General features: G+C 34.9%; 21 protein-coding genes, 1 tRNA gene and 1 other annotated feature. Of the genes, 6 read left to right on the forward strand and 16 right to left on the reverse strand.

All coding sequences use genetic code 11. From position 1 onward, the window contains the following. Positions 1-8: 8 nt before the first annotated feature. From efp to H3T43_RS01715, 7 genes are all read right to left on the reverse strand, one after another. Complete coding sequence (gene efp / locus H3T43_RS01685) at positions 9-578, reverse strand: elongation factor P (RefSeq protein ID WP_045928273.1); 570 nt, start codon at positions 576-578, stop codon at positions 9-11. 72 nt (positions 579-650) lie between these two features. Next, the gene (locus H3T43_RS01690; protein WP_198212079.1) at positions 651-1,760 is read right to left on the reverse strand and encodes an aminopeptidase P family protein; all 1,110 of its coding nucleotides are present in this window, start codon (positions 1,758-1,760) and stop codon (positions 651-653) included. A 138-nt stretch (positions 1,761-1,898) separates the two neighbouring features. Further along, the gene (gene rpmA / locus H3T43_RS01695) at positions 1,899-2,192 is read right to left on the reverse strand and encodes a 50S ribosomal protein L27 (protein WP_034981396.1); all 294 of its coding nucleotides are present in this window, start codon (positions 2,190-2,192) and stop codon (positions 1,899-1,901) included. Between the two features lie 13 nt (positions 2,193-2,205). Next, positions 2,206-2,520 (reverse strand): 50S ribosomal protein L21, encoded by a 315-nt coding sequence (rplU, locus tag H3T43_RS01700; protein ID WP_034981345.1) that lies wholly within the window; start codon positions 2,518-2,520, stop codon positions 2,206-2,208. A gap of 13 nt (positions 2,521-2,533) precedes the next feature. Further along, positions 2,534-2,608: a sequence feature (ribosomal protein L21 leader region), on the reverse strand. A gap of 87 nt (positions 2,609-2,695) precedes the next feature. Further along, a complete protein-coding gene (locus tag H3T43_RS01705) occupies positions 2,696-3,535 on the reverse strand; it encodes a YitT family protein (protein WP_198212081.1) in 840 nt (279 codons plus the stop codon). A 156-nt stretch (positions 3,536-3,691) separates the two neighbouring features. After that, complete coding sequence (locus H3T43_RS01710; protein WP_198212083.1) at positions 3,692-5,023, reverse strand: DUF2325 domain-containing protein; 1,332 nt, start codon at positions 5,021-5,023, stop codon at positions 3,692-3,694. An 82-nt stretch (positions 5,024-5,105) separates the two neighbouring features. Continuing rightward, complete coding sequence (locus H3T43_RS01715; RefSeq protein ID WP_198212085.1) at positions 5,106-6,869, reverse strand: DUF2207 domain-containing protein; 1,764 nt, start codon at positions 6,867-6,869, stop codon at positions 5,106-5,108. 200 nt (positions 6,870-7,069) lie between these two features. Here H3T43_RS01715 and H3T43_RS01720 point away from each other — a divergent pair. Further along, positions 7,070-7,143, forward strand: a tRNA-Arg gene (locus H3T43_RS01720). Between the two features lie 207 nt (positions 7,144-7,350). Here the strand turns inward: H3T43_RS01720 and H3T43_RS01725 are convergent. Both H3T43_RS01725 and H3T43_RS01730 read right to left on the reverse strand, forming a co-directional pair. Continuing rightward, complete coding sequence (locus H3T43_RS01725) at positions 7,351-7,542, reverse strand: hypothetical protein (RefSeq protein WP_198212087.1); 192 nt, start codon at positions 7,540-7,542, stop codon at positions 7,351-7,353. Between the two features lie 947 nt (positions 7,543-8,489). After that, on the reverse strand, positions 8,490-8,921 hold the full coding sequence (locus tag H3T43_RS01730; RefSeq protein ID WP_052060376.1) for a hypothetical protein: 432 nt from the start codon (positions 8,919-8,921) through the stop codon (positions 8,490-8,492). Between the two features lie 554 nt (positions 8,922-9,475). On the opposite strand from H3T43_RS01730, the gene H3T43_RS01735 reads away from it, so the two are divergent. The 3 genes from H3T43_RS01735 to H3T43_RS01745 all read left to right on the forward strand — a co-directional run bounded on the left by H3T43_RS01735 (position 9,476) and on the right by H3T43_RS01745 (position 13,437). Further along, complete coding sequence (locus tag H3T43_RS01735) at positions 9,476-10,513, forward strand: PTS transporter subunit IIC (RefSeq protein ID WP_198212089.1); 1,038 nt, start codon at positions 9,476-9,478, stop codon at positions 10,511-10,513. 68 nt (positions 10,514-10,581) lie between these two features. Further along, on the forward strand, positions 10,582-10,938 hold the full coding sequence (locus tag H3T43_RS01740; RefSeq protein ID WP_198212091.1) for an arsenate reductase family protein: 357 nt from the start codon (positions 10,582-10,584) through the stop codon (positions 10,936-10,938). Positions 10,939-11,037: 99 nt separating this feature from the next. Next, on the forward strand, positions 11,038-13,437 hold the full coding sequence (locus tag H3T43_RS01745) for a Xaa-Pro dipeptidyl-peptidase (protein WP_198212093.1): 2,400 nt from the start codon (positions 11,038-11,040) through the stop codon (positions 13,435-13,437). Positions 13,438-13,526: 89 nt separating this feature from the next. Here H3T43_RS01745 and carB read toward each other — a convergent pair whose 3' ends face one another. The 6 genes from carB to H3T43_RS01775 all read right to left on the reverse strand — a co-directional run bounded on the left by carB (position 13,527) and on the right by H3T43_RS01775 (position 21,824). Beyond that, positions 13,527-16,709, reverse strand: a complete 3,183-nt coding sequence (carB, locus tag H3T43_RS01750; RefSeq protein WP_198212095.1) for a carbamoyl-phosphate synthase large subunit — start codon at positions 16,707-16,709, stop codon at positions 13,527-13,529. After that, on the reverse strand, positions 16,702-17,787 hold the full coding sequence (locus H3T43_RS01755) for a carbamoyl phosphate synthase small subunit (protein WP_198212097.1): 1,086 nt from the start codon (positions 17,785-17,787) through the stop codon (positions 16,702-16,704). The genes carB and H3T43_RS01755 overlap by 8 nt, the downstream gene beginning before the upstream one ends. Further along, on the reverse strand, positions 17,784-19,061 hold the full coding sequence (locus H3T43_RS01760) for a dihydroorotase (RefSeq protein ID WP_198212099.1): 1,278 nt from the start codon (positions 19,059-19,061) through the stop codon (positions 17,784-17,786). Before H3T43_RS01760 ends, H3T43_RS01755 begins: the two co-directional genes overlap by 4 nt. Next, positions 19,061-20,017, reverse strand: coding sequence for an aspartate carbamoyltransferase catalytic subunit (locus tag H3T43_RS01765; RefSeq protein WP_198212101.1), 957 nt, complete (start codon positions 20,015-20,017; stop codon positions 19,061-19,063). The genes H3T43_RS01760 and H3T43_RS01765 overlap by 1 nt, the downstream gene beginning before the upstream one ends. A gap of 145 nt (positions 20,018-20,162) precedes the next feature. Beyond that, a complete protein-coding gene (pyrR, locus tag H3T43_RS01770; protein ID WP_034981376.1) occupies positions 20,163-20,705 on the reverse strand; it encodes a bifunctional pyr operon transcriptional regulator/uracil phosphoribosyltransferase PyrR in 543 nt (180 codons plus the stop codon). Between the two features lie 195 nt (positions 20,706-20,900). After that, positions 20,901-21,824, reverse strand: coding sequence for a dihydroorotate dehydrogenase (locus H3T43_RS01775; protein ID WP_198212103.1), 924 nt, complete (start codon positions 21,822-21,824; stop codon positions 20,901-20,903). 242 nt (positions 21,825-22,066) lie between these two features. On the opposite strand from H3T43_RS01775, the gene pyrF reads away from it, so the two are divergent. Together pyrF and pyrE are read left to right on the forward strand one after the other, a co-directional pair. Beyond that, positions 22,067-22,774 carry an orotidine-5'-phosphate decarboxylase gene (gene pyrF, locus H3T43_RS01780; RefSeq protein WP_198212105.1) on the forward strand — a complete coding sequence of 236 codons (708 nt, stop codon included), beginning with the start codon at positions 22,067-22,069 and terminating at the stop codon, positions 22,772-22,774. A 1-nt stretch (position 22,775) separates the two neighbouring features. Continuing rightward, the gene (gene pyrE, locus H3T43_RS01785) at positions 22,776-23,411 is read left to right on the forward strand and encodes an orotate phosphoribosyltransferase (protein WP_198212107.1); all 636 of its coding nucleotides are present in this window, start codon (positions 22,776-22,778) and stop codon (positions 23,409-23,411) included. Between the two features lie 91 nt (positions 23,412-23,502). On the opposite strand, the gene H3T43_RS01790 is transcribed toward pyrE, so the two are convergent. Beyond that, the gene (locus H3T43_RS01790; protein WP_198212109.1) at positions 23,503-24,687 is read right to left on the reverse strand and encodes an MFS transporter; all 1,185 of its coding nucleotides are present in this window, start codon (positions 24,685-24,687) and stop codon (positions 23,503-23,505) included. Positions 24,688-26,091 lie beyond the last annotated feature (1,404 nt).

Genomic DNA, 26,091 nt, shown 5'->3' on the forward strand with positions numbered 1-26,091 from the left:
TCGAAAATTTATTTATTTGCGCGAGATACGTATGTACCATCGACAGTATTAATTACTAAAACGTCTCCCTCATTAATAAAGAAAGGTACGTTTACTACAAGGCCCGTTTCCATAGTTGCAGGCTTTCCACCACCTGATGAAGTATCACCTTTAATATTAGGCTCAGTTTTGGCAACCGTCAATTCAACAGTATTCGGTAATTGAATTCCTAAGGTTTTGCCATCATGCATAATTACACTTACATTCATATTTTCCTTTAAAAACTTGGCTTCATCTTTTACTTGTTCATTAGGAATTGCCAACTGATCATAAGTGTTAGTGTCCATAAAAACGTAACTTGCGCCATCATTATATAGGTACTGCATAGATTTTGTTTCTATTTCTGCAGTTTCAACTTTTGCAGTAGAGCGGAAAGTATATTCCTGTACAGCACCTGTGTTCAAACTCTTTAGCTTTGAGCGAACAAATGCACTACCCTTACCTGGTTTAACATGTTGAAATTCAACTATACGCCATAAGTCATTATTATACTTGATAGTCAAACCATTTTTAAATTCATTTACTGAAATCATTGTCATATTGAGTACCTCATCTCCATAATATTATCTTACCAATTAGTAAGCGATTTTACTATAATTATTATTTATCTTTTACAAAGAAATTAAGTTGTCTTTAGGTAAAGTAGAAAGTGTCTCAGGGGTTTGATTATGAATTAAAATGTCATCTTCAATTCTGACACCGCCTTTATTTGGCAAATAAATTCCTGGCTCAACTGTATGAACCATGTTATTAACAAGTTCTTGTTTGCCAAAAGGTAAGGCAGGTTGACATAATTCATGTATTTCTAATCCGATGCCATGACCAATCCCATGACCAAAATACTCTCCATATCCTTGTTCTGTAATGTAACTTCTGGCTGCTCGATCAACATCGCTGCCATGATTGCCTGCAATAGCAGCTTCAATACCACGTCTTTGTGCTTCATGCACAATTTCATAAATTTTGTGCATTTCCTGGTCAACTTTGCCAACAGCAACAGTTCTGGTAATATCAGCAGCATAACCATGGTAAAACGCACCAAAATCAATTACAACCATATCACCATCTTCAATCATTTTATCGCTGGCAACACCATGAGCCCATGCAGAACGTACCCCTGAGGCAATAATAGTATCAAAGCTAGGACCATCACCACCATTAATTTTAAAGTAGTAATCTAATTTTGCTCCGATTTTCCGTTCAACAGCACCTGGCTTAATCAAAGGCAATATTTCATTAAAGCTATCCATTGAGATATTAATCGCTTTACGCAACGTTTCTAATTCAAGTGCGTCTTTAACATTACGGACTTGTTCGACTAATTCCTCGCATATTTCGAAATCGATACCAGGGTTTAATCTTTGCAAGTTTGCAAACTCAACTGCAGAAACGAATTCACCTTCGATTAAAACTTTTTTTAAATTTGCCTCTTTTAATTGTTTAGAAATTTCAAGGTCTTGACCTTCTTTTTTCATTACCACCTTAATTTCGCCTGGGGCCTCGGCTTTAATCTGATCGTCAAACCGTGAGTCAGAAAGTAAAATTCGATCTCCTTTTGAAGTTAAAATCAATTGAGCTTCTTCACCAGTAAAATTAGTCAAGTAAGGATAATTTGCTTGGTTAAAAATTAACAGTCCATCGGCATTACGTTTTTTAATTAGTTCAGTAACCTTATTTATTCGTCTGTTAAGCAGCGTTAATAGTTCTTCCTTCTCAGTCATACCCATAATCTCCTGTATATCAATCTTTAACTTAATTTTAACCCTAAAAAGAGATACAATACTAACTTATTTTTACTAAATTAAAACAGAAAAAAGACGAGAAGCATATGCTTTTCGTCTTCTTGTTTAAGAACTAAATTACTTAGCTTCTTCTTCAACCGGAATAACAGAAACTTGTTTTCTGTATTTATCTTTCCGCTCAAATTTAACTACTCCATTTACCAAGGCAAATAAAGTATCGTCTCCACCTTGACCAACGTTTTTACCAGGGTGAATCTTTGTACCACGTTGACGATAAATAATTGAACCAGCATGAATGGTTTGGCCATCTGCAGCTTTAGCACCTAAACGACGACCAGCTGAATTACGGCCATTGGCAGTAGAACCTCCACCCTTGTGGTGGGCTAATAATTTAAGATTTAAAATATTCATCATTACTTCACCTCTAGTTTAATTCAATTTTTTCAACTGTAACCTTAGTATAAGGTTGACGGTGACCATATTTTGAATGTGAGTGCTTCTTAGGCTTGTACTTGAAAGTAACTACTTTCTTTTCCTTGCCTTGCTTTTCAACTTTAGCAACAACTTTAGCACCTTTAACTAACGGTGTACCAACTTTAACATCTTTGCCATCGGAAGTAAGAACTACTTCATCAAAAGTAACTTCTTTGCCTTCTTCAGCATCAAGCTTTTCAACAAAAACACTATCGCCTTCAGCAACTTTATATTGCTTGCCACCGGTTTTAATAATTGCGTACATTTACTACCCTCCAAAATTTACTTAGACTCGCCAATCGAGGTGCTCCGTGAAAGACTTATTACCCCGAAATGTGCGGTTGCAGATGTAGAGGAATCCACAAATACAACTACTACATAATACTACTCTTAAGTCTAGTTGGCAATAAAAAATGCCCTTTTTATTGGACAAATTGACATTAAATCTGCCATTTGCCACCGTGAACTTTAGCAATATTTTCTGTGACAATAAATGCTTCACTGTCAATTTCTCGGGCTTTGGCAACTAATTGACCATATTCATTAGTATCAACAATTATGACTAATTGTTGCTTGTCCTGGTCACTGTAACCGCCAACAACGTTATAAACAGTCAGGCCGTCATAATCCTGTTGCAACATTTGCCTAATTTTATCAAGTTTGGTGTTACTCATTATGCGTACTTGATATTTTTTATCAAAACCAGTTTCAGTATAACGCATGGTAATTGTAGTAATGACTTGAGAAAAAGCTGCCAGTAAAAATGCTTCTGTTCCATCAACAAAAATATTCAGTACAATGACCGACATATCAATAACCATGAGTGATATAGCTGGGTCAACAAAAAAATATTTTTTAATAATTAGTGGCGGAATTGTGGTTCCGCCAGATGAAGCATTAATCCGATACAGCATTGTAACGCCAATGCCCATTAAAACCCCGCCATAAATTACCGCCAGCATATTATTTGAAGTCAGTTTAAAGCTCGGGGTTATAGCCATTAAAACAGGTACTAAAAGACTGCCCAATGCAACTTTTTTTAAAGTTTGTTTACCTAAAAAGACTGCAGCTAAAATTAGCATTAAGCCATTAACCACAAATACTGAAATTGAGCGGTTAATACCCCAAACAGCATCAATCAATATTGAGATCCCGGTCGAGCCTCCAGCAGCAACATTTATTGGAGCATAAAAGAAGTTAATTGATATTGTTATTATTTCCAGACCACCCAAGAAAAAGAGCCAGTATTGCCATGTATGAGTTTGCTTTTGTGTGTCCATCTCATCTTCCTTCCATAAAATTGTTATTTTACATTTTACAGGAAAGCAGCTAAATTATGCAAGGAATATGGGTTTTTGATATGTTCGAACACTCTTAAAAACGCATAAGCTATAACTCAAATGAAGTTATCTTAAATTATTAAGAAATTATAAATATTACTCCTTGGCAATGTCGTAACTGATTGCTTGATTGCCCTCATATGCTGGTAATCCTTTTTCAGCTCGGTACAGTGCTCGCTCGAACGCTTGATAGCCTTTACTTGAACTAACAGCAAATTTGATGTGGTATTTGCTGGCAAATTCGCTTATATTCCAAGTACTGTCATGGGCAGCATAAGCTGTCACCAAAATCACGATATCCAGATCTTTGATTTGGTTTTCAATTACTTTTTTCTTCCCCTGAAAAGCGTCAATGGGAATTGGAATTCCGTCATAACGATTAACTATTCCTTCAAGCATAGCCTCATTTTGATTATTACCAATGGCAATTCCAACTCTTTGATAATGTAGATCCATTGCTAATTTAGGCAAATCAGCTTTCTTTGATTCAGTGCCACTCTTTTTCTTTTTATTTGCACTAGTTTGCCTTGACTGTTCAATTTGATAAACCCAGCGAATTTGAATAGCCTCAGCCGGATTCTTTTTCAGACGCACATCTCCGTCATACCATGCTAAGTCTACTATTGAACCATCAACTAACTTAATATTTTCGTCCCAATATTTACTTGAATCAACTGGTAAAAGAACCGCTTTACCATGAACTCGTAGTTTCTTGCCTTGAGCATTACGTGAAATAGCCAGATGTCCGGTTCTCCCCTGAACTACTGCATACTTAAAAGTTGAAATAGAATCAACTTCCATACTGGGCAGATCACGATAGCCAACAATTCTTAAAATAGTCGCTTCATAATGAGAACTTTTTTCTTCTGGCACAGCTTCAACAATATCCCCGCTTTTCAAATTCAAGGAATGGATCTGTGATTCTTTTAACGTATAAACGGTTCTATTACTATCATTAATCAAATCACAGCCTGACAATAATCGAACCACTGTATACCGCTTTCCTTTACGATAATCTCTCTTAGGAGCTTTTGGCGTTTCAAGTGCGTGTTCAAAAACTTTTTTATCGATTAAATCTTTTGGAGCCTTAATAGATTTAATTGCTTCTTTTAAATCAACTAAATTTTGACGGTACTCTGTATTGATGCCTTGAGCTAGCGTTAATTTTTGTGCAGCGGAGAGAGCTGTATTTTTGGCAGAAATGTTTGCGGGATTAGTAATTAACTGCGTTAGACTTGTTAGTAATAAATTAAGCTGCTGTAAATCGATTTCTACAGTGTTTTTATCTTTCCCAGTTGAATTGCTTTGTTTAGCATTGTCAGTCATGCCCAGGATTAGCTTTATTGCAGCCAATCCATTCTTAAGGCTCTTTTCATCTCCTGCAGTCTGATTAAGAATTCTTTTTAAATTATTGCGATAATCGAACATCTTTTTACCTATCTCTTTTTAATTTACTTAAGTATAGCAAATGCAAAAAAGCCTAGCTTAATGCCAGGCTTAAAGTCAGAAATTAGAAAGCTCCACCACCGGATCCTCCACCGAAGCCACCAGATGAACCACTGGAAAAGCTGCTTGAGCCAGTAGATATACTGTCGTTAAAGCAAGAATCAAAGTTGGCAGAAAAGCTATCTTTGCCAGTATTAGAGGCAAAACCATAGTAAAAGTAATCACTCTTTGCCAATTCTTCTTGACTAAATTCAATTTTTAGCTGTTTCATCACTTTATTAGCTAGACCAAAAGCAACAGCATAAGGCATGATATCTTCCCATAAAATGATGTCACCAACATCCTTCATCTTAAACTTACCGATATCTTTCAACATTTTCTTGAAACCACGTATCTTTTCGGTTTCAATCTTTCCTTTTTCTGAATAAATACCTGTCTTCCTGATACTGAAAATCAGCGCCAGTAAACTCAAAATTAGGATCGAAGCTTCGCCAAAAACTATCACTAAAATAAACATAAGTGAGCTCATTAGTGCTACTACAGAAGCAGCAAAACTGATGACCATCATTAAAATTATGATAGCAATATTTTTATTTTTTCGATTTATTAATGAATCAGGCAAATAAACTTGCTTTTCTTTGCTGTCAAAATAATCTCCTGCCCAAAAATCAAAGTCGCGGCCTAGTTTTTTTCCATGATATTTCTTTAGGGCTTGAGTTGTAAAACTAGTTCCGTCCCCAATCTTGTTAAAGAGAGTTTTCATTAAGCGGTTCTCCTCAACTACACTTTCGTCTATCGCTGTTATCCGATAATAAGTTTTAAGATGGGCTTTATAATCTTCAATCTTAATTTTTTTCTGCGCTGCCAGTTCCATCAAATAGGCAGTAAACGCCCGATTATCCGGTTGCTTTGCAGTATCCAAAATTTGAGCTAATATTGGATCCACGTCAGGTATTTCATAGTTATGAGCTAATTCACGACTCTTGCGGGGCATGAAACCAATTTTTTTGGCCCTAAAACCCTTTATGATACCTAAAAGTCCTGCAATTAAGCTCAAAGCAATTAGCCAGAGACTTCTTTTTGTCCTTTTTTGTTGATTTAATAAAGTATCCTGTGTTAATTTTTTCTCCTGTTTTATCACTGCTTGGCGGTGATTCTTATTTTTGACGTTTTGATTATTGGCAGTGATTTTAGGAGGAAAAATAGTATGCACTTCAATACCGGTATCGCCAGCAAGATTTTCAGCTGTCATGATTATTTTCCCTTTTTGAGGATTAACTTGTAGATGTCCATCGAGTGGTCCGTGTGCCCATGCTTTTAAACCTTTAACAGGTCCTGGAAAAATCACGCTTGCTTTAACATAGTCTAAGTCGGTGTCCCAACCGTCGCCAATAATTTTAAAATTAAGTTCGGCTACATCACGGTAATTGGTAATGGCATTAGTGATACGGTAAAAATAAGTAACAGTAAAGCGACTATTATTCTTTATATTATGAAATACTTTAAAACGGTAGCCCTTTTTATTTCTTTTAAGATCATAATCATCAGTTTTGTGACCCTTGTCGTTGCCATCTGCCACTTTTACTGACGCATCAGCGATTTTCTGATTCGATTGTAGATTTTGGCGATAAAAAACTCCATGTGCAGAACTGTTGAATTTATACGTAATTGCCCTTTTCATCGTCAACGAGCCGTCTGAGTTAACTTTAGCTGTAGTGATGTTTTTAGCAATATCATAATCAACATCGGCTTTTACTTCTTGTCCAGAAACAAAACAAAATAATAGAACTCCCAGTAGAGATATCAATTTTATAATTTTATGTTTCATGCTATTTCCTATCTTTCGTTCTTCGCTTTTCTTTATTATACAGATTATGAGATACAATTAACAAATCAATTTGTACTCCTTTCTTTATTATCTATTTGACTTTAAAAATAAGTTGGATAAAAAAGAAATTTCCGGTTGCAATTACAAAAACTTTTCTCTATAATAGTTAATGTTCTTGCGTAGGAATACGCAAAACTGTCGGTCTGGTAGCTCAGCTGGATAGAGCAACGGTCTTCTAAACCGTGGGTCGTGGGTTCGAATCTCACCCGGATCATTTTAAATGGTTTTTATCGATTTTTACTAATTATAAATCCTGTTATATCAACAATTTTATTTTTATTGATTATTGTTAAGTTTAAAGTTAGCTAACATTTTGGTTAACATAGAAATTGCCCTAGCAATTAAGCTAGAGCTATTTTTCTATTTCCTTTATAAATATACATTATGGGATTTTTAAGATCTCCAAATGTTAAAAAAGTGATCAATTATTTTGTTTTAGCTCTTCTCTTCTTATCTTGATGTATTCTAATGTTTTGTCTAAATCTTTTTCATCTGCATATTTAAGAATGAAATTTTTAGAATCTGATCTTCTCCTAATATAATTCATTCTTTTTTTATGCGCATCATTCCACTTTTTATTTGCTCGCTTTTGAGCCTCAGTTAGTTTAGCCATTTGATCACTCCTAAAATTAAAACAATTACCATAACTGTAACTAATATTGTTTTACAGAATGTTTTGAGTCTTAAGTCAATCTTTGTTTTAATTGTCAAATTTCCTTTTTTAGTTTCAATGTTATAAATTTTATTCATTGTTACAAATACTTTTCTATAATATAATGTTTTTATAAAAAGCAAAGAAGAGAAGCCTTTTCCCTGTTTTTCATCTTTTATAGATGATTTTAAAAGCTATTATCCCGAGATTTATTTTGAAGTGGAGCTCATAGTAGCTTTTTATTTTCTCTTTTTTTCTTCATCTTCTTACCTCCTTACATATTATGTAATACATTCTTTAGGGTACAACGCAAATAATGTTTTGCAATTTTTTCTAAAAAAAGTTAATATTAATTTAGAAGTTACTTTCAAATTTCTTTTACTTTATAGCTCCCATTTGGGAGTTTTTTTATTTAAAAAATTAAAAATAATTATAATGATCAAATTTCATTTTTTCTTTTTCAATTTTTTGCTCTTTTTTATTTCATCAATAACATATTGATACATGTCAACTATTGGAAAATATAGAGTTGCAAATGTGGTAATAAGTTTCAAAAGAAGCAAAAAAGTACTATTCAAGCTGTTAGATATTTTTATTGAAGAGGCATAAGAGGAGACGGCTGTCCAAGCTGCCGTAGCCAGCAAAACTTGACAAATAGTCGTAAGGATCGCTGTGGACTATATTCCCCAAATTATGTGTTACCCAGTTGTGCGTTTTTACACCTTCTTTTTGTTTTTATTTTGTGGCGATTTAATAACATCAAGGCAGAAGCTAAAAGTATAAAAAAGAACGATGAAATCATCGTTCTTTTTTCGTGGTCTGAGAACTAGTTTTTTCCCAGACTCTTTTAAATAATTAGCCATTTTAATCAAAAACAGAATCTCTTCTACTATTTAACCGGCTTGCCACTAATTTTTCTTGATTTTTGATATCAACACTCTTTGCCGTTTAGGATTTAACCGGTAATAACCTGAGAAAATTCCCAAAAAAGTTAAAACAACTGTTCCGATAACCAGCAATAAAATGCTGTCTTCATGAAGTTCTCCGATAAATTCATATAGAGAAGATACCATCTTCAACCAACCACCAAGAGAGACAAAATACCAGGCAGTAGCCTTATCAATAAAACTCATAGCTGTACGCAAATCAGATTCATTTTTGATAATACTACCTAAAATCTTGACTGCACGCCGTTTTTCAAGATAAATTTTTACAATAGGTATAATCCAGTACAAAGGAGAAATTTTTGGTTGTGCTTTACTTGATTGGTTAAATTCCTTCAAAAACCATTCATAATCATAAAGCTCCATTAATCCTTGATAAAGAGGAAAGGCAAACAACAACCAATCTCCTAAAAAACTGATGCAATTAATAAACAGTGAGATAATAAACACTTCTTTCTATATTTTTTATTACAAAACTGAATTATTATTTTTACTTGTCATTATTTTAGTCGTTACCAACCAGTTATTCAAAAAAGTTATTCAAATTTTTGCAAGCTATTTTGCTAATTGAAAAAGAAAAAATATTTTTTTAATAATTAACTAACTTTTTCTTTCCCAACAAAAAGACTATTAGATTCTTAAAGCTTGATATACCAAAGAATTTTTTCTTTAAAAATTCTCTTGCTTTTTTTATGCTATTAAGTTATGATATTGCTTAAATATTTATGAGAGGTAAAGATTATGACGGCAATTAAAAAAATTAATCAACCGCAAGTTAAATATTATTTCTGGTACTTCAGCTATTTGATCTGAGTGCCTAGTTTGTCATTGTCTTAGACACACAGTTCAATCTTCATGACAATTGTGTGTTTTAAAGATTTAAGTACTTTCTTCTCTGAAGACTCACACAGTTGTCGTCATCTGTGTGAGTTTTTTATTGGGAGAGTAAAATGAATACTTTAAAAAAGATTACGTTAGATACACTAAATGGCTTATCAACAGGTATAGTAGTAGCTTTAATTCCTGGAGCATTAATTAACCAGTTGGTAAAAGCATTGCTGCCAAGCATGCCCCAATTAAGCTTTATTTTAGCTTTAACCACCTTTGCTTCGGCATTGTTGCCAGCAATCAGTGCTGTCTGTGTAGGTATGACTGGTAAATTAACACCAATCCAAACTTCATCTATTGCTTTAGCGGCAACAGCTGGAGCTGGCAACTTTGTGATGAACAAAGGCAAGGTTGCGGTTATGGGTAGTGGTGATGTCATTAACACTGCTATAACTATTATGATAGCTTACGGCTTAGTTTTGTTTTTTGGTAAGAAATTAAAAGCATACACAATTCTTTTAGTTCCACTGCTTGTTCTGCTAATAGCCGGAGGAATTGGCTGTCTTACCCGCATACCTGTTGGTAAATTAACCAGTTTGATTGGTGTCGGAGTTGAAAAATTGACGGCATTGCAACCAATTATTATGGGAATGTTGATGGGAATAGTATTTGGATTACTTATCGTTTCTCCTATTTCTTCAGTCGGTATCGCTACTGCGATAAGTATCTCTGGCATAGCTTCGGGCTCTGCCAATTTAGGTATCACAGCCGTTGCTTTCTCCTTAGCTGTTTTTGGTTGGAAAGCAAATAGTTTTGGTACATCAATTGCCCACTTCTTGGGTTCTCCAAAAATGCAAATGGCAAACCTAATGACTAATCCCAAGTTGCTAATTCCACTTTTAATTAACGCTGGTATAATGGGCGCTCTAGGTGCAGTATTTCAAATTCAAGGTACACCAATGAGTGCAGGATTTGGCTTTTCGGGATTAATTGGTCCTATTGCCGCCATGGCAAATCGCCCAGCGAATCTTTTTAATATTTTACTAATTGCAGTTCTTTTCTTTGTATTACCAATTGCATTAGGTATAGCAATGAATTACCTCTTCAATAACAAAGTTCATCTTTTTACAAGTAAAGACTTTGAACTAGATTTCAGTTAGTTTAAAATGCTCTACTCTTCTTGTTTATCTGCCTTATTGCTATAATTAAAGTAAAGGAGAGTATGAAAATGATAAAATTCTATGGTTACAAGCGTTGCTCTACTTCAAGAGCTGCTCAGAAATGGCTTACGGAACACAATGTTAAGTTCGATTTTCAAGATTTAGTCGATGAGCCGCCTAAGAAATCTGATTTAATTAACTGGCTTACTCAACACGAAGATCGTGGCTTAAAATATTTTTTTAACACTCATGGTCAAGATTATCGTAAATTACACATTAAAGATCAAATTGCAGATATGTCTATTGAGGATGCCGCTGACATGATGTCCAAGAACGGAAAACTAATAAAAAGGCCTCTTGTTGTTGAAGGTAAAAAATTGACCTGTGGTTTTAATGAAAAAATTTACGAAAAAGTTTGGCTATAAAATTTAAAAAGGAGGTATTGAAAACAGTACCTTCTTTTTTATTAATCAGCTTTCTAATATCAATGTTTACAGGTAAAATAATACAAAAAGGAGAATTTTATGAAGTATAATCAATATGCTTATGTGAAAACTGATTACAAAGAAGAAGTTAAAGAATTACTGCAAATTAAATTTTTACCAATAGATTATGAAAAACGTTCTTTTTCAAATCTTTTAGAAGAACTTACCGCAAATGCAGTGGCAGTGATTGATCCACGAGACGAAAGTGCCCGCAAAGCAAAATTAGCTGAGTTTGCAGTTTCAGATGTCCAACCTTTTAATGCTTTTTTAGATACCAATCCCGAGGAAATTACTTCTAGCCAATTTTATAATGTTGCATTGCAACTTCTTGGCTACCATGTTGGCTATGATTATCAACCAAATGACCCTTTGGCTTTTATGGAAAAGCAGGCATTACCTTACATTGAGAAAATTAACGACAAGAAATCTCTTATTCAAGCTTTTTATCGTTTGCTTAATACTCGTGCCAAAAATGGACAACTGCTAATAGATGTCATGGCTGGTCAAGGCTATTTTTATAATAGAAAAACGGAATTTGCGCCCAATGAGTTTCTTTTTTTTAATGGTAAAAGCATGCCTGTTTTTGATACCAGCAAAGTGATCCGAGAAGTCGTTTATGTTGAAAGTGATTTGGATACAGACGTTGATGGGAAGAGTGATCTTTTACAAACAACAATTTTTCGTCCAATTGAAAGTGAAACTTTACCGGTTCCTGCTCTTTACACTGCTAGTCCCTATTTTGGCGGTATCATTGATAACGAAAAGCGCAACCACAACGTAGATGAAAATTTGACTGATGCCACTGAGTGGACTAACCCACAATATCAGGTTTCTGCAATTGTTAAAGCAAAACAACCAACAAATGATGGGAACTCTTTTAAGTCAGTAGAACAAGCTGTCGGCAAATCTTCCTACGGTCTGAACGAATATATGCTGGCTCGTGGATTTGCCAGTGTTTTTGCTGGAACTATCGGGACACGAGGCAGTGATGGTCTTAGAATTACTGGTGCTCCGGAAGAAACTGAAAGTGCCAAGGAAATAATTGAATGGTTGCACGGAGATCGTATTGCTTATACTGATAGAACAAGGCAGCACGAAACTAAAGCAACTTGGTGTAATAAAAATATTGGGATGACTGGTCGTTCATATTTAGGCACATTGCAAATAGCCATTGCTACTACAGGTGTACTTGGCTTAAAAACAGTTATTTCTGAAGCTGCCATTTCTTCCTGGTATGATTATTACCGTGAACATGGATTAGTGATTGCACCAGAAGATTGCCAAGGTGAAGATTTGGATATGCTTGCAGAAACTTGTCAATCGAACTTGTGGGATGCTGGAGATTATTTAAAAATTAAGCCAAAGTTTGACGAAATGCAGAGGATTTTATTAGAAAAGGCCGATCGTAAGACTGGTCAATATTCAGATTTTTGGGAAAAGCGCAACTACCGACATCATACCGATAATATTAAGTGCTCTTGGATTAGCGTTCACGGCCTAAATGACTGGAATGTCAAGCCTAAGAACGTCTATAAAATTTGGCAAAAGGTCAAAAACCTTCCTATTGCACATCACCTTTTCTTGCATCAGGGACCTCATTATAATATGAATAATTTGGTTTCAATTGATTTTACTGATCTAATGAATTTATGGCTGGTTCATGAACTCTTGGGCATTGAAAATAACGCATACAAGCAGTGGCCAACTGTACTTATTCAAGATAATCTAAAAGCAGATAAGTGGCACAAAGAAAAGGATTGGTGTAATGACATTGGAAGCGAAACTGTTTATTTCCCTAATTCAGATAATGAGTTAACCAAAGATACTAGCAGCAAGCAAAAACTTTCCTTTACTGATGTAGGCGGAACTGAATTTAAAAAAGCAAAAATTTCTGAGAATGATTGGCAAAACCAATTTATTTGTGGTGAAGAAAAATGGTCAAAAGCCAGTTTGCGTTTTACTACAGATGAATTTATTCATCCCGTAACTATAGTTGGTCGACCAGAAATAAGAATGAGAGTTTCAACGAGTCTTACCAAAGGACAAATTTCTGTTGCTCTGGTAGAAATTGCTGATCGCAAACGGTTGACTGCTACCCCGAAAATTTTAATGTCTGGCGGACAAGAACTGGGGTTTCATTTTCAACTTGACTCTTTGCAAGAGTTCATGCCTGACAAGTTAACTCATGCTAAATTAATTACCAAGGCTCACATGAATCTGCAGAATTACGCAGATATGAAAAAGCCACGTAGTATTAAAGCCGGCGAGTTTTACGACTTACAGTTTAAATTACAGCCAACTTATTACACATTGCCGGCAGACAGCAAACTTTGTTTAATTATTTATTCTACTGACCAAGGAATGACCAAAAGGCCTCTTGAAACCACAGATTACACAATTGATCTTTCTGAAACTGCCATTAAATTCAGTATTAAATAAATTAAATTTTATTTATGCCAGTACTTTTCAAAGTTGAACATAAAAAGCAACTGTGTTAAAAACACAGTTGCTTTTTTAATTTAAAAATTCTATTTTATGTTTATTGTAGCAAACGACCTGTTTTCTAAAGCGGTCAGTAATGCACGTGCAGTATCCAGGCTTGTAATTAACGGGATATTTTGCTGAATAGCAGTCTGACGAATGACAAAGCCATCAGATGTTTTAGCCAGATCATGTCCCATAGTATTAATTACCAAATCGATTTTGCCGGTTTTCAATTCATTTAGGATATTTGTGTCAGTGTCTTCATGAATTTTATCTACCAAAGCAACATGTAAATGATTTTGTTTTAAAAATATTGCTGTGCCACAGGTAGCAAAAATACGGTAACCGATTTGGGCAAATCTTTTGGCAATAGGCAAAATTTCTTGTTTATCACGGTCTTCGATTGTTAATAAAATATTGCCGCTGTCAGGAATATGCATGTTTGCACCTGAGAAGGCTTTGTAAAGTGCCTTAGGAAAACTAAAATCACTACCCATGACCTCACCAGTTGACTTCATTTCCGGCCCTAAGTAGCTGTCAACATCAGAAAGCTTGCTAAATGAGAACACTGGAGCTTTAACACTAATCATTTTAGTTTCCGGTGCCAGGCCATCATCATAACCCTGCTCCTTTAAACTCTCACCCATAATTACTCTTGTTGCCACTTGCGCCATTTCAATAGAAGTAATCTTACTTAAAAAAGGTACAGTACGACTAGCACGAGGATTGACCTCAATAATATAAATTTCACCATTGCGCTCAATTAACTGTAAATTCATTATTCCGCGACAATTAAGCTTTAAAGCTAACTTCTTAGTAATGTCTGCTATTTTTTGTTTAATTGCGGGAGAAAATGTTTGAGCGGGATAAACAGCCATGGAATCTCCGGAGTGAACTCCAGCATGTTCTATATGTTCCATTATTCCAGGAATAAGGACCCTTTCGCCATCGCAAATCGCATCGACATCACACTCGCGCCCATCAAGATAATCATCAACTAAGATTGGATGACTGCTTGCAATATCCACATGATTTTGCAAATAGTCTTCAAGTTCTGGCTGATTATAAACAATTTCCATTGCTTTTCCACCCAAAACATAACTTGGTCTAACTAAAACCGGATACCCCAACTTGTCTGCTGCTTTGATAACACCATCATGTGTAGTAGTCGTAATTCCTTGCGGTTGCTTCAAGCCCAATTCTTTTACTACTTGATCAAATAATTCGCGATCTTCAGCTCTGTTCAGGTCTTCCACACTGGTACCCAAGATTTTAACACCATGCTTTTCTAGCCCAGCTGCCAAATTAATTGAAGTTTGACCACCAAACTGGATAATTACACCTTCAGGTTGCTCAAGATCACAGACATTTAAGACATCTTCTAAAGTAAGTGGCTCAAAATATAATTTATCAGAAACAGAAAAGTCGGTTGAAACGGTTTCTGGATTTGAATTAATTACAATGGCTTCATAACCCATTTTTTGTAATGCTTTGACACAATGAACAGTGGCGTAGTCAAATTCCACACCCTGACCAATGCGAATTGGACCTGAACCAACAACTAAAACTGATTTTTTACTATTCTTCCGACTCTCATTTTCGCTATCGTAAGTAGAATAGAAATAAGGAGTTTGTGAGATAAATTCTCCAGCACAAGTATCTACCATTTTATAAACTGGCACTAAATGGTTCTGCTTGCGCAAATCTCGCACTTGGTCTTCATCCTCATGCCACAAATTTGCGATAGTATGGTCACTAAAGCCATATTTCTTAGCATTTTTGAGCACAGCCAGATCATCTGGATTAACCGCAATAGTCTTTTCTAAATCAACAATATGCTTAACAATATCTAGAAAATAGAAATTAATTTTGGTTAATTCATGTAAGTCTGACATTGCATAGTCTCTGCGAAAAGCCTCCGCTAAATAAAAGAGACGGTCATCTTGAGCTTTAACCAGTTTATTTTCCAGTTCTTCATCACTTGCATCATGTGCTTCAGCTGAATAAAAGTCTTTTTGGTCAATTTCCAAAGAGCGAACAGCTTTTTGAAAGGCTTCTTCAGCTGTTCTGCCTATAGCCATGACTTCTCCAGTCGCTTTCATTTGTGTGCCAAGTTCACGATTTGCTTTGGCAAATTTATCAAAGGGCCAGCGCGGTATTTTGCAAACAACATAATCCAGAGCTGGTTCAAATTCTGCAAAAGTAGTGCCCGTTACTGGATTCTTTATTTCATCTAAAGTAAGACCCACCGCGATTTTAGCAGCCATTTTAGCAATGGGATAACCCGTGGCCTTTGAAGCCAAGGCAGAAGAACGGGAAACACGCGGATTAACCTCAATGACATCATAATTAAAACTATTTGGATCAAGGGCTAACTGAACGTTGCATCCACCTTCAATTTTTAACGCCCGAATAAGTTTTAAAGAACAGTCACGCAACATCTGATATTCTTTATCAGATAATGTCTGAGACGGTGAAAAAACAATTGAATCTCCCGTATGGATACCGACAGGATCAAAGTTTTCCATGCAACAAACAATCATGGCATTATCGTCATGATCTCTCATGACTTCAAATTCAACTTCCTTGTACCCTGCTATTGACCGTTCAATTAAACATTCAGTAACAGGAGATAATTCCAAGCCATTTTTGGCGATTTTAGCGAGTTCATCCCTGTCATTGCAAATGCCGCCACCAGTTCCACCCATAGTGAATGCCGGGCGAACAATGATGGGATAACCAATTTTGTCTCCAAAATCTAATGCTTCTTGCACTGTCTTTACACTAGTTGAAGGTGGCACTGGCTCTCCTAATTTTTGGCACAATTCTTTAAATTTTTCTCTGTCTTCGGCTTGTTCAATTGAATTGAGCTTTGTTCCCAATAATTCAATGTTTAGTTCATCTAAAATACCACTTTTAGCTAATGATAAAGCCATATTTAAACCAACTTGACCACCTAAAGTCGGTAAAATAGCATCAGGAAATTCTTTGCGGATAATACGTGATACTGATTCTACAGTTAATGGTTCAATATAAACTTTATCGGCTATTGTGGTATCAGTCATAATTGTGGCAGGATTAGAATTAACCAGAACCACTTCATAACCTTCTTCACGCAAAGCAAGGCATGCTTGTGTACCGGAATAATCAAATTCTGCAGCTTGACCAATAATAATTGGTCCTGAACCAATTACCATTATTTTTTTAATATCAGTTCTTTTAGGCATGATTTTCAACATCCTTTCTTTGGTCAATCATTTGCATAAAGTAATCAAAGATGCCTTCTTCATCGTGAGGGCCAGGTGTACTATCAGGGTGAAATTGGACGGAAAAAGCAGGATATTTCTTGTGCCGCAAACCTTCGATAGTACCGTCATTAACTTCAACATGAGTAACCATTAAAATATCAGGATCAATTGAATCTCGGCTAACAGCATAGCCATGATTCTGTGAGGTAAAGCCAATATTTCCTGTGGCTATTTCACGTACAGGATGATTAAATCCCCGATGACCAAATTTCATTTTATAAGTATTCGCTCCATTAGCTAGAGCAAATACTTGATGACCCATGCAAATTCCCATTAAAGGAACATGCTTTTCTACTTCTTGGACCATTTTGACTGCACCCTGCATTTCTAAAGGATCTCCAGGTCCATTAGACAGCAAAACGCCATCCGGATGAAGAGATAATATTTTTTCAGCTGAAGTAGTAAAAGGCAAAACTATACAGTTGCAATCTCGTTTGCTTAATTCACGCAAAATACTATTTTTTAGTCCAAAATCTACTACAACAATATTGCGCTTTGAGCCCGGCACAGGATAAGATTTTGTAGTCGCAACTCTTTTAACTACGTCCTTTGAAAGTTGACTTGCTTTTAATTGCTCTGCAATCGCAGCAACATTCTCCTTAGAATCACAAATTTGACCCTTCATTGTACCGTAGGCACGTAATTTTTTAACCAATTTTCTGGTATCTATTCCTTGAATACCAGGTACATCTAATCTTTTTAAAAAATCTGGCAAAGTGGTTTGCATGCGCCAGTTATCCGGATGTCGTGCCACTTCATGACAAATCACTCCTTTTATGCCCGGCTCAAGTGATTCATAATCTGCCAGCGTGATCCCATAATTGCCAATTAACGGATTAGTAAAAACTAAAATTTGATCAGCATACGATTGATCAGTAATTGCCTCTTGATAACCTGTCATTCCGGTTGTAAATACGACTTCACCTTTAGTCGCTTGACTTCCACCAAAGCCTTCGCCTGCATAGACACTGCCATCTTCTAAAATTAAATATCTCATTTACTTTCCTCACTTTGAAAAACAATCTGGCCATCAACCATTGTTAAAACCGTTTGACCGTAAACTGCATCATTATTAAAAGGAGTATTATTCCCTTTTGACTTAAAATTAGCTGAATTAATAGCTTCTTTTTTCTGAAGATCGAAAATAGCAATATCTGCCGGCTGACCTAAAGCTATTTTCCCAGCTTTTTTCAAGCCAAAAGCGTTAGAGGGAGCCAAAGTGAGCCAATTTAATAACTGCTCAAGAGTAAAAATACCAGTTTTAACAAATTTAGTGTAAAGTTCGCAAAAAGCCGTTTCACTACCAACAATACCAAATGCAGCCGTGGCAAAACCATTTTGTTTATCACTTGCAGTATGAGGAGCATGATCAGTAGCAATCATGTCAATTGTGCCATCAAGTAATCCAGCTAAAAGTGCTTTTTGATCTACTTTAGTTCTCAAAGGCGGATTCATTTTAAAATTAGCATTATCATTGATAATATCTTCTTCTCCTAATAGAAGATGATGAGGGGCAACTTCACAAGTAACATTAATACCTTTACTTTTAGCAATTCTGATCAATTCAACGCCTTTCTTAGTAGAAACATGGCAAACATGGTAATGAACGCCAGTCTTTTGAGCCAATAATAAATCTCGGGCAATTTGAGTTGTTTCAGCTAATTCAGTAATTGGAGCTAAATTAAATTCACTAGCTTTTTGACCTTCATTTATGACACCATGATTGAACAACGTATCATCTTGAGCATGTTCAGCAATAATTAAATTATTTGCCTGCGCCCTTTGCATTGCCAAATACATCGTGCCGGCATTCTGAACACCTTTGCCATCATTGCTCAGTGCAACACAACCAGCTTTTTTTAGAGCTGCATAATCAGGAATTTCATTAGTATCTTCATTAACCGTAATAGGTGCATATTGCAAAATATGGACTACACCATTTTCACAATTGTTTTGTACCATTTTACTCATAAGTTCTGGTGTATTGGGTACTGGTACTACATTCGGCATTGCGTAGACAGTAGTGAAACCACCATGTGCTGCTGCCAGCGAACCGGTCATGACATTTTCTTTATCAGTTTGTCCAGGATCTCTGTAATGAACATGTACATCAACAAGTCCTGGGCTTACTAATTTATTTTTGGCATCAATTATATTTTCTGCTTTTAAACCAGTACCAATTGCGGAAATTACACCGTTTTTAATTAAAAGGTCACCATGTACTATTTCTCCACCAGTATAAATATAGCCGTTTTTAATCACAGTTGTCATCAAGACAATCCCCCTAATTTGCGACCACGCATAACTGCTTCAATCATTGCCATTCTCATAAAAACGCCATTTTCCATTTGCCTTACAAACCGGCACTTTGGAGCTTCAACTAAATCACCGCTGAGTTCAACATCATGGTTAATCGGACCCGGATGCATAATAATGGCATCATCTTTCATTTGCTCATATCGCTTTTGGTTAATTCCATATTTTGCATGATACTCTTGAGCATCAAATTTTGCTTCGTTAGGATCACCAGCGTGTCGTTCGTGCTGGACTCTTAACAACATCATTACATCCATTTTATTAATCAAGTCATCAATTGGTTTATATTCACCATGCTTATCGTATTGTGTGTCATACCAATAATCAGGACCAGAGAAATAAACTTTGGCTCCAAGTCTGGTCAAAAGTTCCATATTACTTTTAGCAACTCGAGAATTGGTAATATCACCCACTATAGCTACCTTAAGATCGTTAAAATGACCAAAATGCTCGTGAATTGTCATCATGTCAAGCATACATTGTGAAGGGTGCTGACCGCTTCCATCTCCGGCATTTATCACGCCTATATCAAGGTGTTGGTTTTGCTTTGGGTGTATCAGTTGGTTATAGTATTCATTTTCAGTATGCCTGATAACTTCAAGATCAATCCCAAGAGCTGCCATGATAAGCGAAGTATCGTAAAGCGTTTCACCTTTTTTGGTTGAACTGTGAGCAGGATCAAATGGTATTACGCTTAATCCTATTTTTCTTTCTGCCATTTCAAAACTCGTGTGAGTTCTGCTAGAATTTTCAAAAAACATGTTTGTGACAAAAACTGGTTGTGTTAGATGTGGACGGGCACCACCTTTTTTAAAGTACTCTGCTCTTTCAATAAGCGCCATTACTTCTTCAACTGTTAAGTTTTCGACACTTACAAATGATTTTAGGGTAACAAGATTAATATTTTTCATTTTTACTCTCTTCCAAAAAAATAAACCTAAAGCTTTTCAGCTCCAGGTTTAGCAAAAGGGTTTTTAGTATAGTTAGAGACTCAATAAAATGAACTCAAACCCTTCTGACCCTCTCTGGAGCCAATTAAACGGTTGAATTAATTTTTTATTGCGGCAATGGTTTTAATTCTACATTGTCTTTATTATCAATTTCTTCTACATGAACAGCTATCTCTTCATGTGATGAAGTTGGAATGTTTTTACCAACGAAATCTGCTCGAATTGGTAGTTCACGATGACCACGGTCAACCAAAGCAGCAACGGCAATTGAACTTGGTCTGCCTTTATCCATTAAAGCATCCATTGCCGCTCTGATTGTTCTACCAGTAAAAATCACATCGTCTACTAATATCACGTGTTTATTGTTAATCTCAACTCCCAGTTCACTTGAATTAACAACGGGATCTAATTTTAATGTCGCATCATGACGATCATCACGATATAAGGTAATATCAAGTTGACCGAGTGGAACATCAACACCTTCAAGCTTCTGAATACGATCATGAATGCGTTGAGCTAAATATACACCACGAGTTTTTATTCCTACCAGAACCAAATTCTCCGTGCCTTTATTTCGTTCAATGATTTCATAAGTAATTCTTGTCAACGCTCTTTTCATTGCTGAGGCGTCCCAAATTTCTTTTGTCATTTTTTTCTCCTGTAGTACATTGCCCATGAAAAAAGCACTTAATCTTTTTGAGACTAAATGCTTTGTAAAAGTCAATACTTAATTGAGCTTTCCTTGCTAGCCTCACGGGACTAATTTTAAAGGACATCTGTTTAAATATACTGTTTCAAATTCAAATTGTCAATAGTAAAGTTGGACATTGCTGATGTTAGCTTTTTAATTATATTCAACTTGGCCAACTAAATCTTTAATATCATTGACTCCTAAATTATTCAAAACCTGCGGTAAGTCATGGACAATATGCGGACAAGCTAAAGGGTCTTTAAAATGTGCACTACCTACAGCAACAGCATTAGCACCAGCTAGCATAAATTCAATCACATCTTCAGCAGATGCAATTCCACCCATACCGATAATTGGCAAATTAGTAACCCGTCTTACCTGATTAATCTGATATAAGGCAATGGGCTTCACTGCAGAACCAGAGTAACCACCAAAATTATTTCCTAGAAGAGGTTTGCGAGTCTTTATGTTAATTCTCATACCAGTTACAGTATTTATTAAGGATAAACCATCCGCTCCACCAGCTTCAGCTGCCTGCGCTAACACAACTATATCAGTTACATTAGGTGTTAATTTTACAAAAACGGGCAAATCAACTGTATTTTTTATTTCTGCGGTTAGCTTTTCCACAACTTTTGGGTGAACGCCAAACGACATCCCACCTTGAGCTACATTAGGACAAGAAACATTAATTTCTAGAGCATTAACCAGTTTTGAATCTGACAGTTTTTGAGCAACTTCAATGTAGCCTTCTTCACTTTCACCGCCTACACTGGCAATTATCGGTAGTGTTGGATATTGCTTTTTTAAATTAGATAACTTTTCGCTGATAACTTTATCAATACCTGGATTGGTCAAACCAACTGAATTTAATACACCGTTATCTAAAACTGCAATTTGTGGTTGCGGATTTCCTAAACGTGATTTCAGAGTAGCAGTTTTAATAACTAGCGCTCCCAGTTCGTTCAAGTCAAATTTTTTTGCTGCTGGTACATCTCCGAAACCGAAACTACCACTAGCCGGCATCACTGGGTTTTTCAAATTAAGTCCAGGCAATTTTACACTGATGTTTGTCATTTTACCCTCCAAAAATGTAAGCTCACTGTCAATACAATTATTTTTGGATATATTTTACACAATTTCTTTACTTTTTAAAAACAAAATTTTTATTGTATTTTATAAACAAAAATGGTAATCTCATTAATGATAAACTTTAAACGGTACAGAGAGACCGCAAGTTAAAAACAAGACTTAAATTAAACAAAAGGTCTATTTTGATGCACTCTCGTACCAGAATAGGCTTTTTTGTGGAGGTTTTAATGGAAAAAGCAGTATTTGTAGCTTTGGACTTTGACAACCAAAATGATGTTCTTGAATTACTAACAAAACTAGGTCATCCCCAAGAAACATACTTAAAGATTGGTATGGAACTTTATTATCATTATGGATCGGAATTTGTAAAAAATTTAGTAAAACAAGGATATCAGATTTTTTTAGATCTTAAATTACATGATATTCCCAATACAGTTTATCAAGCTGCAAGACAGATTGCTCAATTAGGTATTTTCTGCACAACAGTACATGCTTTGGGCGGAAGTGAAATGATTTTAGCGGCAAAAAAAGGGTTGATAGATGGAACACCTGCTGGAAATGAAACTCCCAAATTACTAGCAGTTACAGAATTGACTTCAATTTCAGAAAAAATTTTGGCAAATGAACAAAACTGTTCATTATCAATGGCAGAGCAAGTAGTTAGTCTGGCACAAACTGCAAAAAAAGCAGGTGCAGATGGTGTGATATGTTCACCACTTGAAGTGAAAAATCTTAAAGCAAAAGTAGGATCTGATTTTTTATACGTCACGCCCGGAATTAGGTTAGTAGACAATATCACTGATGATCAGATACGTATTGCAACGCCACATAAAGCAAAAGAATATGGTTCCACTGCATTGGTAGTTGGCCGTCCAATTACGCAAGCCGAAAATCCCGCTTTAGTATATCGAGAAATTAAAAAGGAGTTTGAATAGAATGCATCAAGATCAAATTATTAATAAAGTAGTTGAGAAAAAAATTATCACGATATCTCCCGACAAACCGTACACTTATGCTAGTGGCATGCTTTCACCAGTTTATACTGATCTCAGATTGACCGTTTCCTACCCTGACTTACGTGATTGGATTGCTTCAGATTTAGCAGTTCTTATCAAAGAAAAATTTCCAGGTGTAAACGTGATTGGAGGAGTTGCTACGGCGGGTATTCCCCATGCAGCATGGGTGGCTGACAAACTGAATTTGCCAATGATTTATGTACGCCCAAAGCCAAAAGATCATGGTAAAGGTAAACAAATTGAAGGTCGCTTTAATAACAACGACAAAATTGTACTAATCGACGATTTAATTACAACTGGTGGCTCAGTTATTAATGCAGTAAAAGCAACTGAAAAAGAAGGCGGCAATGTAATCGGCGTGAGTTCAATATTTACTTATTATTTAAAAGATACTAAAGCTAACTTTGCTCAAGCTAATGTTGACTATAGTCCACTATTAACATATCCTGAACTATTGCAAAAAGAAAAAGAGATGAAATATATAACTTCAACAGAATATGAAGCTTTAAAAACTTGGCACGAAGATCCTTGGGAATGGGGTAAAAAATTCCAATAAAAAGCAAAGCCGATTATTTTATTAGATATTAAAAACTGACTAATCTTTACTAAAACGAGATTAGTCAGTTTTTCTTTTATTTGAAAAAGGTTTAATGATGCCTAATTGCACCGTTCAGACGAACACGATAATGGAAATAGATCAATATCATGAAAGGTATTAAAACTAATTGCACTAAATAAAAGTATTTGACTGGTAATAAGTCATTTATAAATCCCATGATTATTGGACCAAAAGCCATACCAATGTCAAGCCCTAAGTAAAACGTGCTACTGGCTAAACCTTGCTCACTTATGGGAGCTAAAAGCATTGCAGTTGACTGTAAAACCGAATACATCAAGCCATAGCCAATAGCCATAAATGCAGCTGCAAGAGCCATTATCCAGTTATTTTTCATTGTTGCGAGCAAAATCAGGTAAACCATAGTAGCAACAACACTATACCAAAACCAAGTGCCAAATTTAACAGTATCAAAGAGGTTTTTTAAAGCTATTCGAATAAGCAGTAGTACAACAGCGTATATCAAAAAATAGGAGCCTACATTTACACTCAAATGACGTTCCTCAACATAAGTAACGAGATCGGCTTGTGTAGCAAAATAAGGAAAAGCAAATAAAGTGGTGAGCATTGCTATAGGCAATACATTTTTCTGAATAATTTTGATATGTAAAAATGATTTCTTCTTTTCGCTATACTTAATTTCTTTTGGTTTTGCCTTATTGCCAACAAATTGAATTATAATGACCATTAAAAAGGCTGAAACAGCAGAAGCAATGATAGCAGTTCTGTATCCTGTTTTTTGATAAGTACTAATAGCCAGTGCCGGAGCAACAGCCATCGCCAGTGCATTCATCAGACCATAAAATCCCATTGCTTGACCAACGTGAGCACGTGGTACCAAAAAGGCAAGCCAAGTGGTCATGCAAACAGTGCAAAGAACATAACCTGAGCCGTTAATTAAACGAAAAAGGAGCAGCCAATTGCTTGCCGGTGCTATTACGTAGCCGGTTACACCGACCACTATGAGAATTCCGCCGATAAAAGATAAACGGTATTTCGAAAATTTATCCGTCAAATTACCTGCAATTGGCCTCAAAAACATTGCTGCTATACTCATAATTCCAACAATCAAGCCAGCAAAGCCACTACTAGCTCCCAAGCTTTTAGCATAGCCATTAATCAAAGGGTTAACAAACATGGTACTAAACATAAAAAAGAATGAAGCCGCCATAACCAGTATCACATCTTTAGTATAAATTGCTTTTTCTTTTGTCATTTTTACCTCACTTACTTAAAACCTAACTTATCTATCATATCACTTAAAAGTTGGCATATTAGAATAATAAAATGAACTGAAAAACAATTTTAGCTGTCAAACATGCGATAGTATTTGACTAAGAGCTATATATAATGCTAGTCATTCCTTTTAAAGTTATACAATTTGGCCAAAAAAGGTTGTATGAAATTTCCGTACAACCTTTAAGTTAGTGTATATGTGATTTTAAGATATTTATCCATAGAAATTTCAAATTAAATCTACATGGTTATAATTATTTTTTTAAGTGCATCTGACCTAAATTTGAATAACTATAAACTTGTTTCTGTGGTATCATTAAATCCAGTAGTGAGTTTGACTAGCCTTAACTAATTATCTCACCACAATTTTACGTTAAGGGTAAATTTTATTTTTAGCATATTTACAGATTTTCTAAATTTATTCTTAACAGTATCGTAAGCAACTTCAATTGATTATTATATTGAAGTTGTTTTTTATTTCATAACCTTTCCTTTCTTTAAGCTCTTGATGAAAAATATTTTTTCATACAACTTTCCTGAATTATTTAAAATAACATTACCTCCTATAAAATATATAATATATGGTTAATATAATTATATAGTATAATCCTAATAAATGTCACTATAATTGTCAATAAATTATTTAATTTTAAAAATTTGTTTTTTTATTATAAAACAGTATAAAAATATCTTTATAATATTTAAATAACACACTTCGTAATAATTGTGAAATATCTATAAAATAAAATACTTTTTTAATAAGGATTATTTAAATATCATTTTATTACAAATAACGGTAATAATATTATCTTTAAATAAAAAAATTTAAATATTATTTATTTTTTGAAAACGCAACCATGTATATTTATATGTTATTAAGTTTTATTTTATATATATTATTTTAGAAATAACATTTTAAAAATAATTACTTGGCAATAGTTTATCAGAATTTATATTTTGTTATTAAATCAGACTTTAGCTAGCCTTTTAAAATTTCCAAATTAACTCATGAGATTAGCAAATTCAAAAATATTTGTAATTAATCTTTCTTAAATATGGCATAAAACTGTCCTCCTTAAAACACGGCTTAAGTTTATTAATAGTGCATAGCTCCTTTTTACTCATACACTTGGCCTTCGGACTAAAAACAGATAAATATTAAATTAGTTTTCTTTTAATACCACTAATACCTAGAATAACAACATATTATAATTGCTATTCGATTAGAAAAGCCAGTTTTTAATTAAACTAACGTATTTTTACAAAAAAGATATAAATCTAAAATTTTAATTATTTAGTATTGTAGAGAAACATCTTTATTACGACTATATCTTCTTCAGTACCTAAGTCATTGGGCAGCAATAAAAACTTTCTTTACATTAGC

The organism is Lactobacillus sp. M0396 (genome assembly GCF_016101625.1).
GTDB lineage: Bacteria > Bacillota > Bacilli > Lactobacillales > Lactobacillaceae > Lactobacillus > Lactobacillus huangpiensis.

Coding starts and splice junctions, on each gene's coding strand:
- efp (WP_045928273.1), bottom strand. CDS start 578: ATGACAATGATTTCAGTAAATGAATTTAAAAATGGTTTGACTATCAAG.
- pyrF (WP_198212105.1), top strand. CDS start 22,067: ATGGAAAAAGCAGTATTTGTAGCTTTGGACTTTGACAACCAAAATGAT.
- pyrR (WP_034981376.1), bottom strand. CDS start 20,705: ATGACAAAAGAAATTTGGGACGCCTCAGCAATGAAAAGAGCGTTGACA.
- rpmA (WP_034981396.1), bottom strand. CDS start 2,192: ATGAATATTTTAAATCTTAAATTATTAGCCCACCACAAGGGTGGAGGT.
- H3T43_RS01725 (WP_198212087.1), bottom strand. CDS start 7,542: ATGGCTAAACTAACTGAGGCTCAAAAGCGAGCAAATAAAAAGTGGAAT.
- H3T43_RS01775 (WP_198212103.1), bottom strand. CDS start 21,824: ATGACAAACATCAGTGTAAAATTGCCTGGACTTAATTTGAAAAACCCA.
- H3T43_RS01705 (WP_198212081.1), bottom strand. CDS start 3,535: ATGGACACACAAAAGCAAACTCATACATGGCAATACTGGCTCTTTTTC.
- pyrE (WP_198212107.1), top strand. CDS start 22,776: ATGCATCAAGATCAAATTATTAATAAAGTAGTTGAGAAAAAAATTATC.
- H3T43_RS01715 (WP_198212085.1), bottom strand. CDS start 6,869: ATGAAACATAAAATTATAAAATTGATATCTCTACTGGGAGTTCTATTA.
- H3T43_RS01690 (WP_198212079.1), bottom strand. CDS start 1,760: ATGACTGAGAAGGAAGAACTATTAACGCTGCTTAACAGACGAATAAAT.
- H3T43_RS01755 (WP_198212097.1), bottom strand. CDS start 17,787: ATGAGATATTTAATTTTAGAAGATGGCAGTGTCTATGCAGGCGAAGGC.
- H3T43_RS01745 (WP_198212093.1), top strand. CDS start 11,038: ATGAAGTATAATCAATATGCTTATGTGAAAACTGATTACAAAGAAGAA.
- H3T43_RS01740 (WP_198212091.1), top strand. CDS start 10,582: ATGATAAAATTCTATGGTTACAAGCGTTGCTCTACTTCAAGAGCTGCT.
- H3T43_RS01710 (WP_198212083.1), bottom strand. CDS start 5,023: ATGTTCGATTATCGCAATAATTTAAAAAGAATTCTTAATCAGACTGCA.
- H3T43_RS01760 (WP_198212099.1), bottom strand. CDS start 19,061: ATGACAACTGTGATTAAAAACGGCTATATTTATACTGGTGGAGAAATA.
- H3T43_RS01790 (WP_198212109.1), bottom strand. CDS start 24,687: ATGACAAAAGAAAAAGCAATTTATACTAAAGATGTGATACTGGTTATG.
- carB (WP_198212095.1), bottom strand. CDS start 16,709: ATGCCTAAAAGAACTGATATTAAAAAAATAATGGTAATTGGTTCAGGA.
- rplU (WP_034981345.1), bottom strand. CDS start 2,520: ATGTACGCAATTATTAAAACCGGTGGCAAGCAATATAAAGTTGCTGAA.
- H3T43_RS01735 (WP_198212089.1), top strand. CDS start 9,476: ATGAATACTTTAAAAAAGATTACGTTAGATACACTAAATGGCTTATCA.
- H3T43_RS01765 (WP_198212101.1), bottom strand. CDS start 20,017: ATGAAAAATATTAATCTTGTTACCCTAAAATCATTTGTAAGTGTCGAA.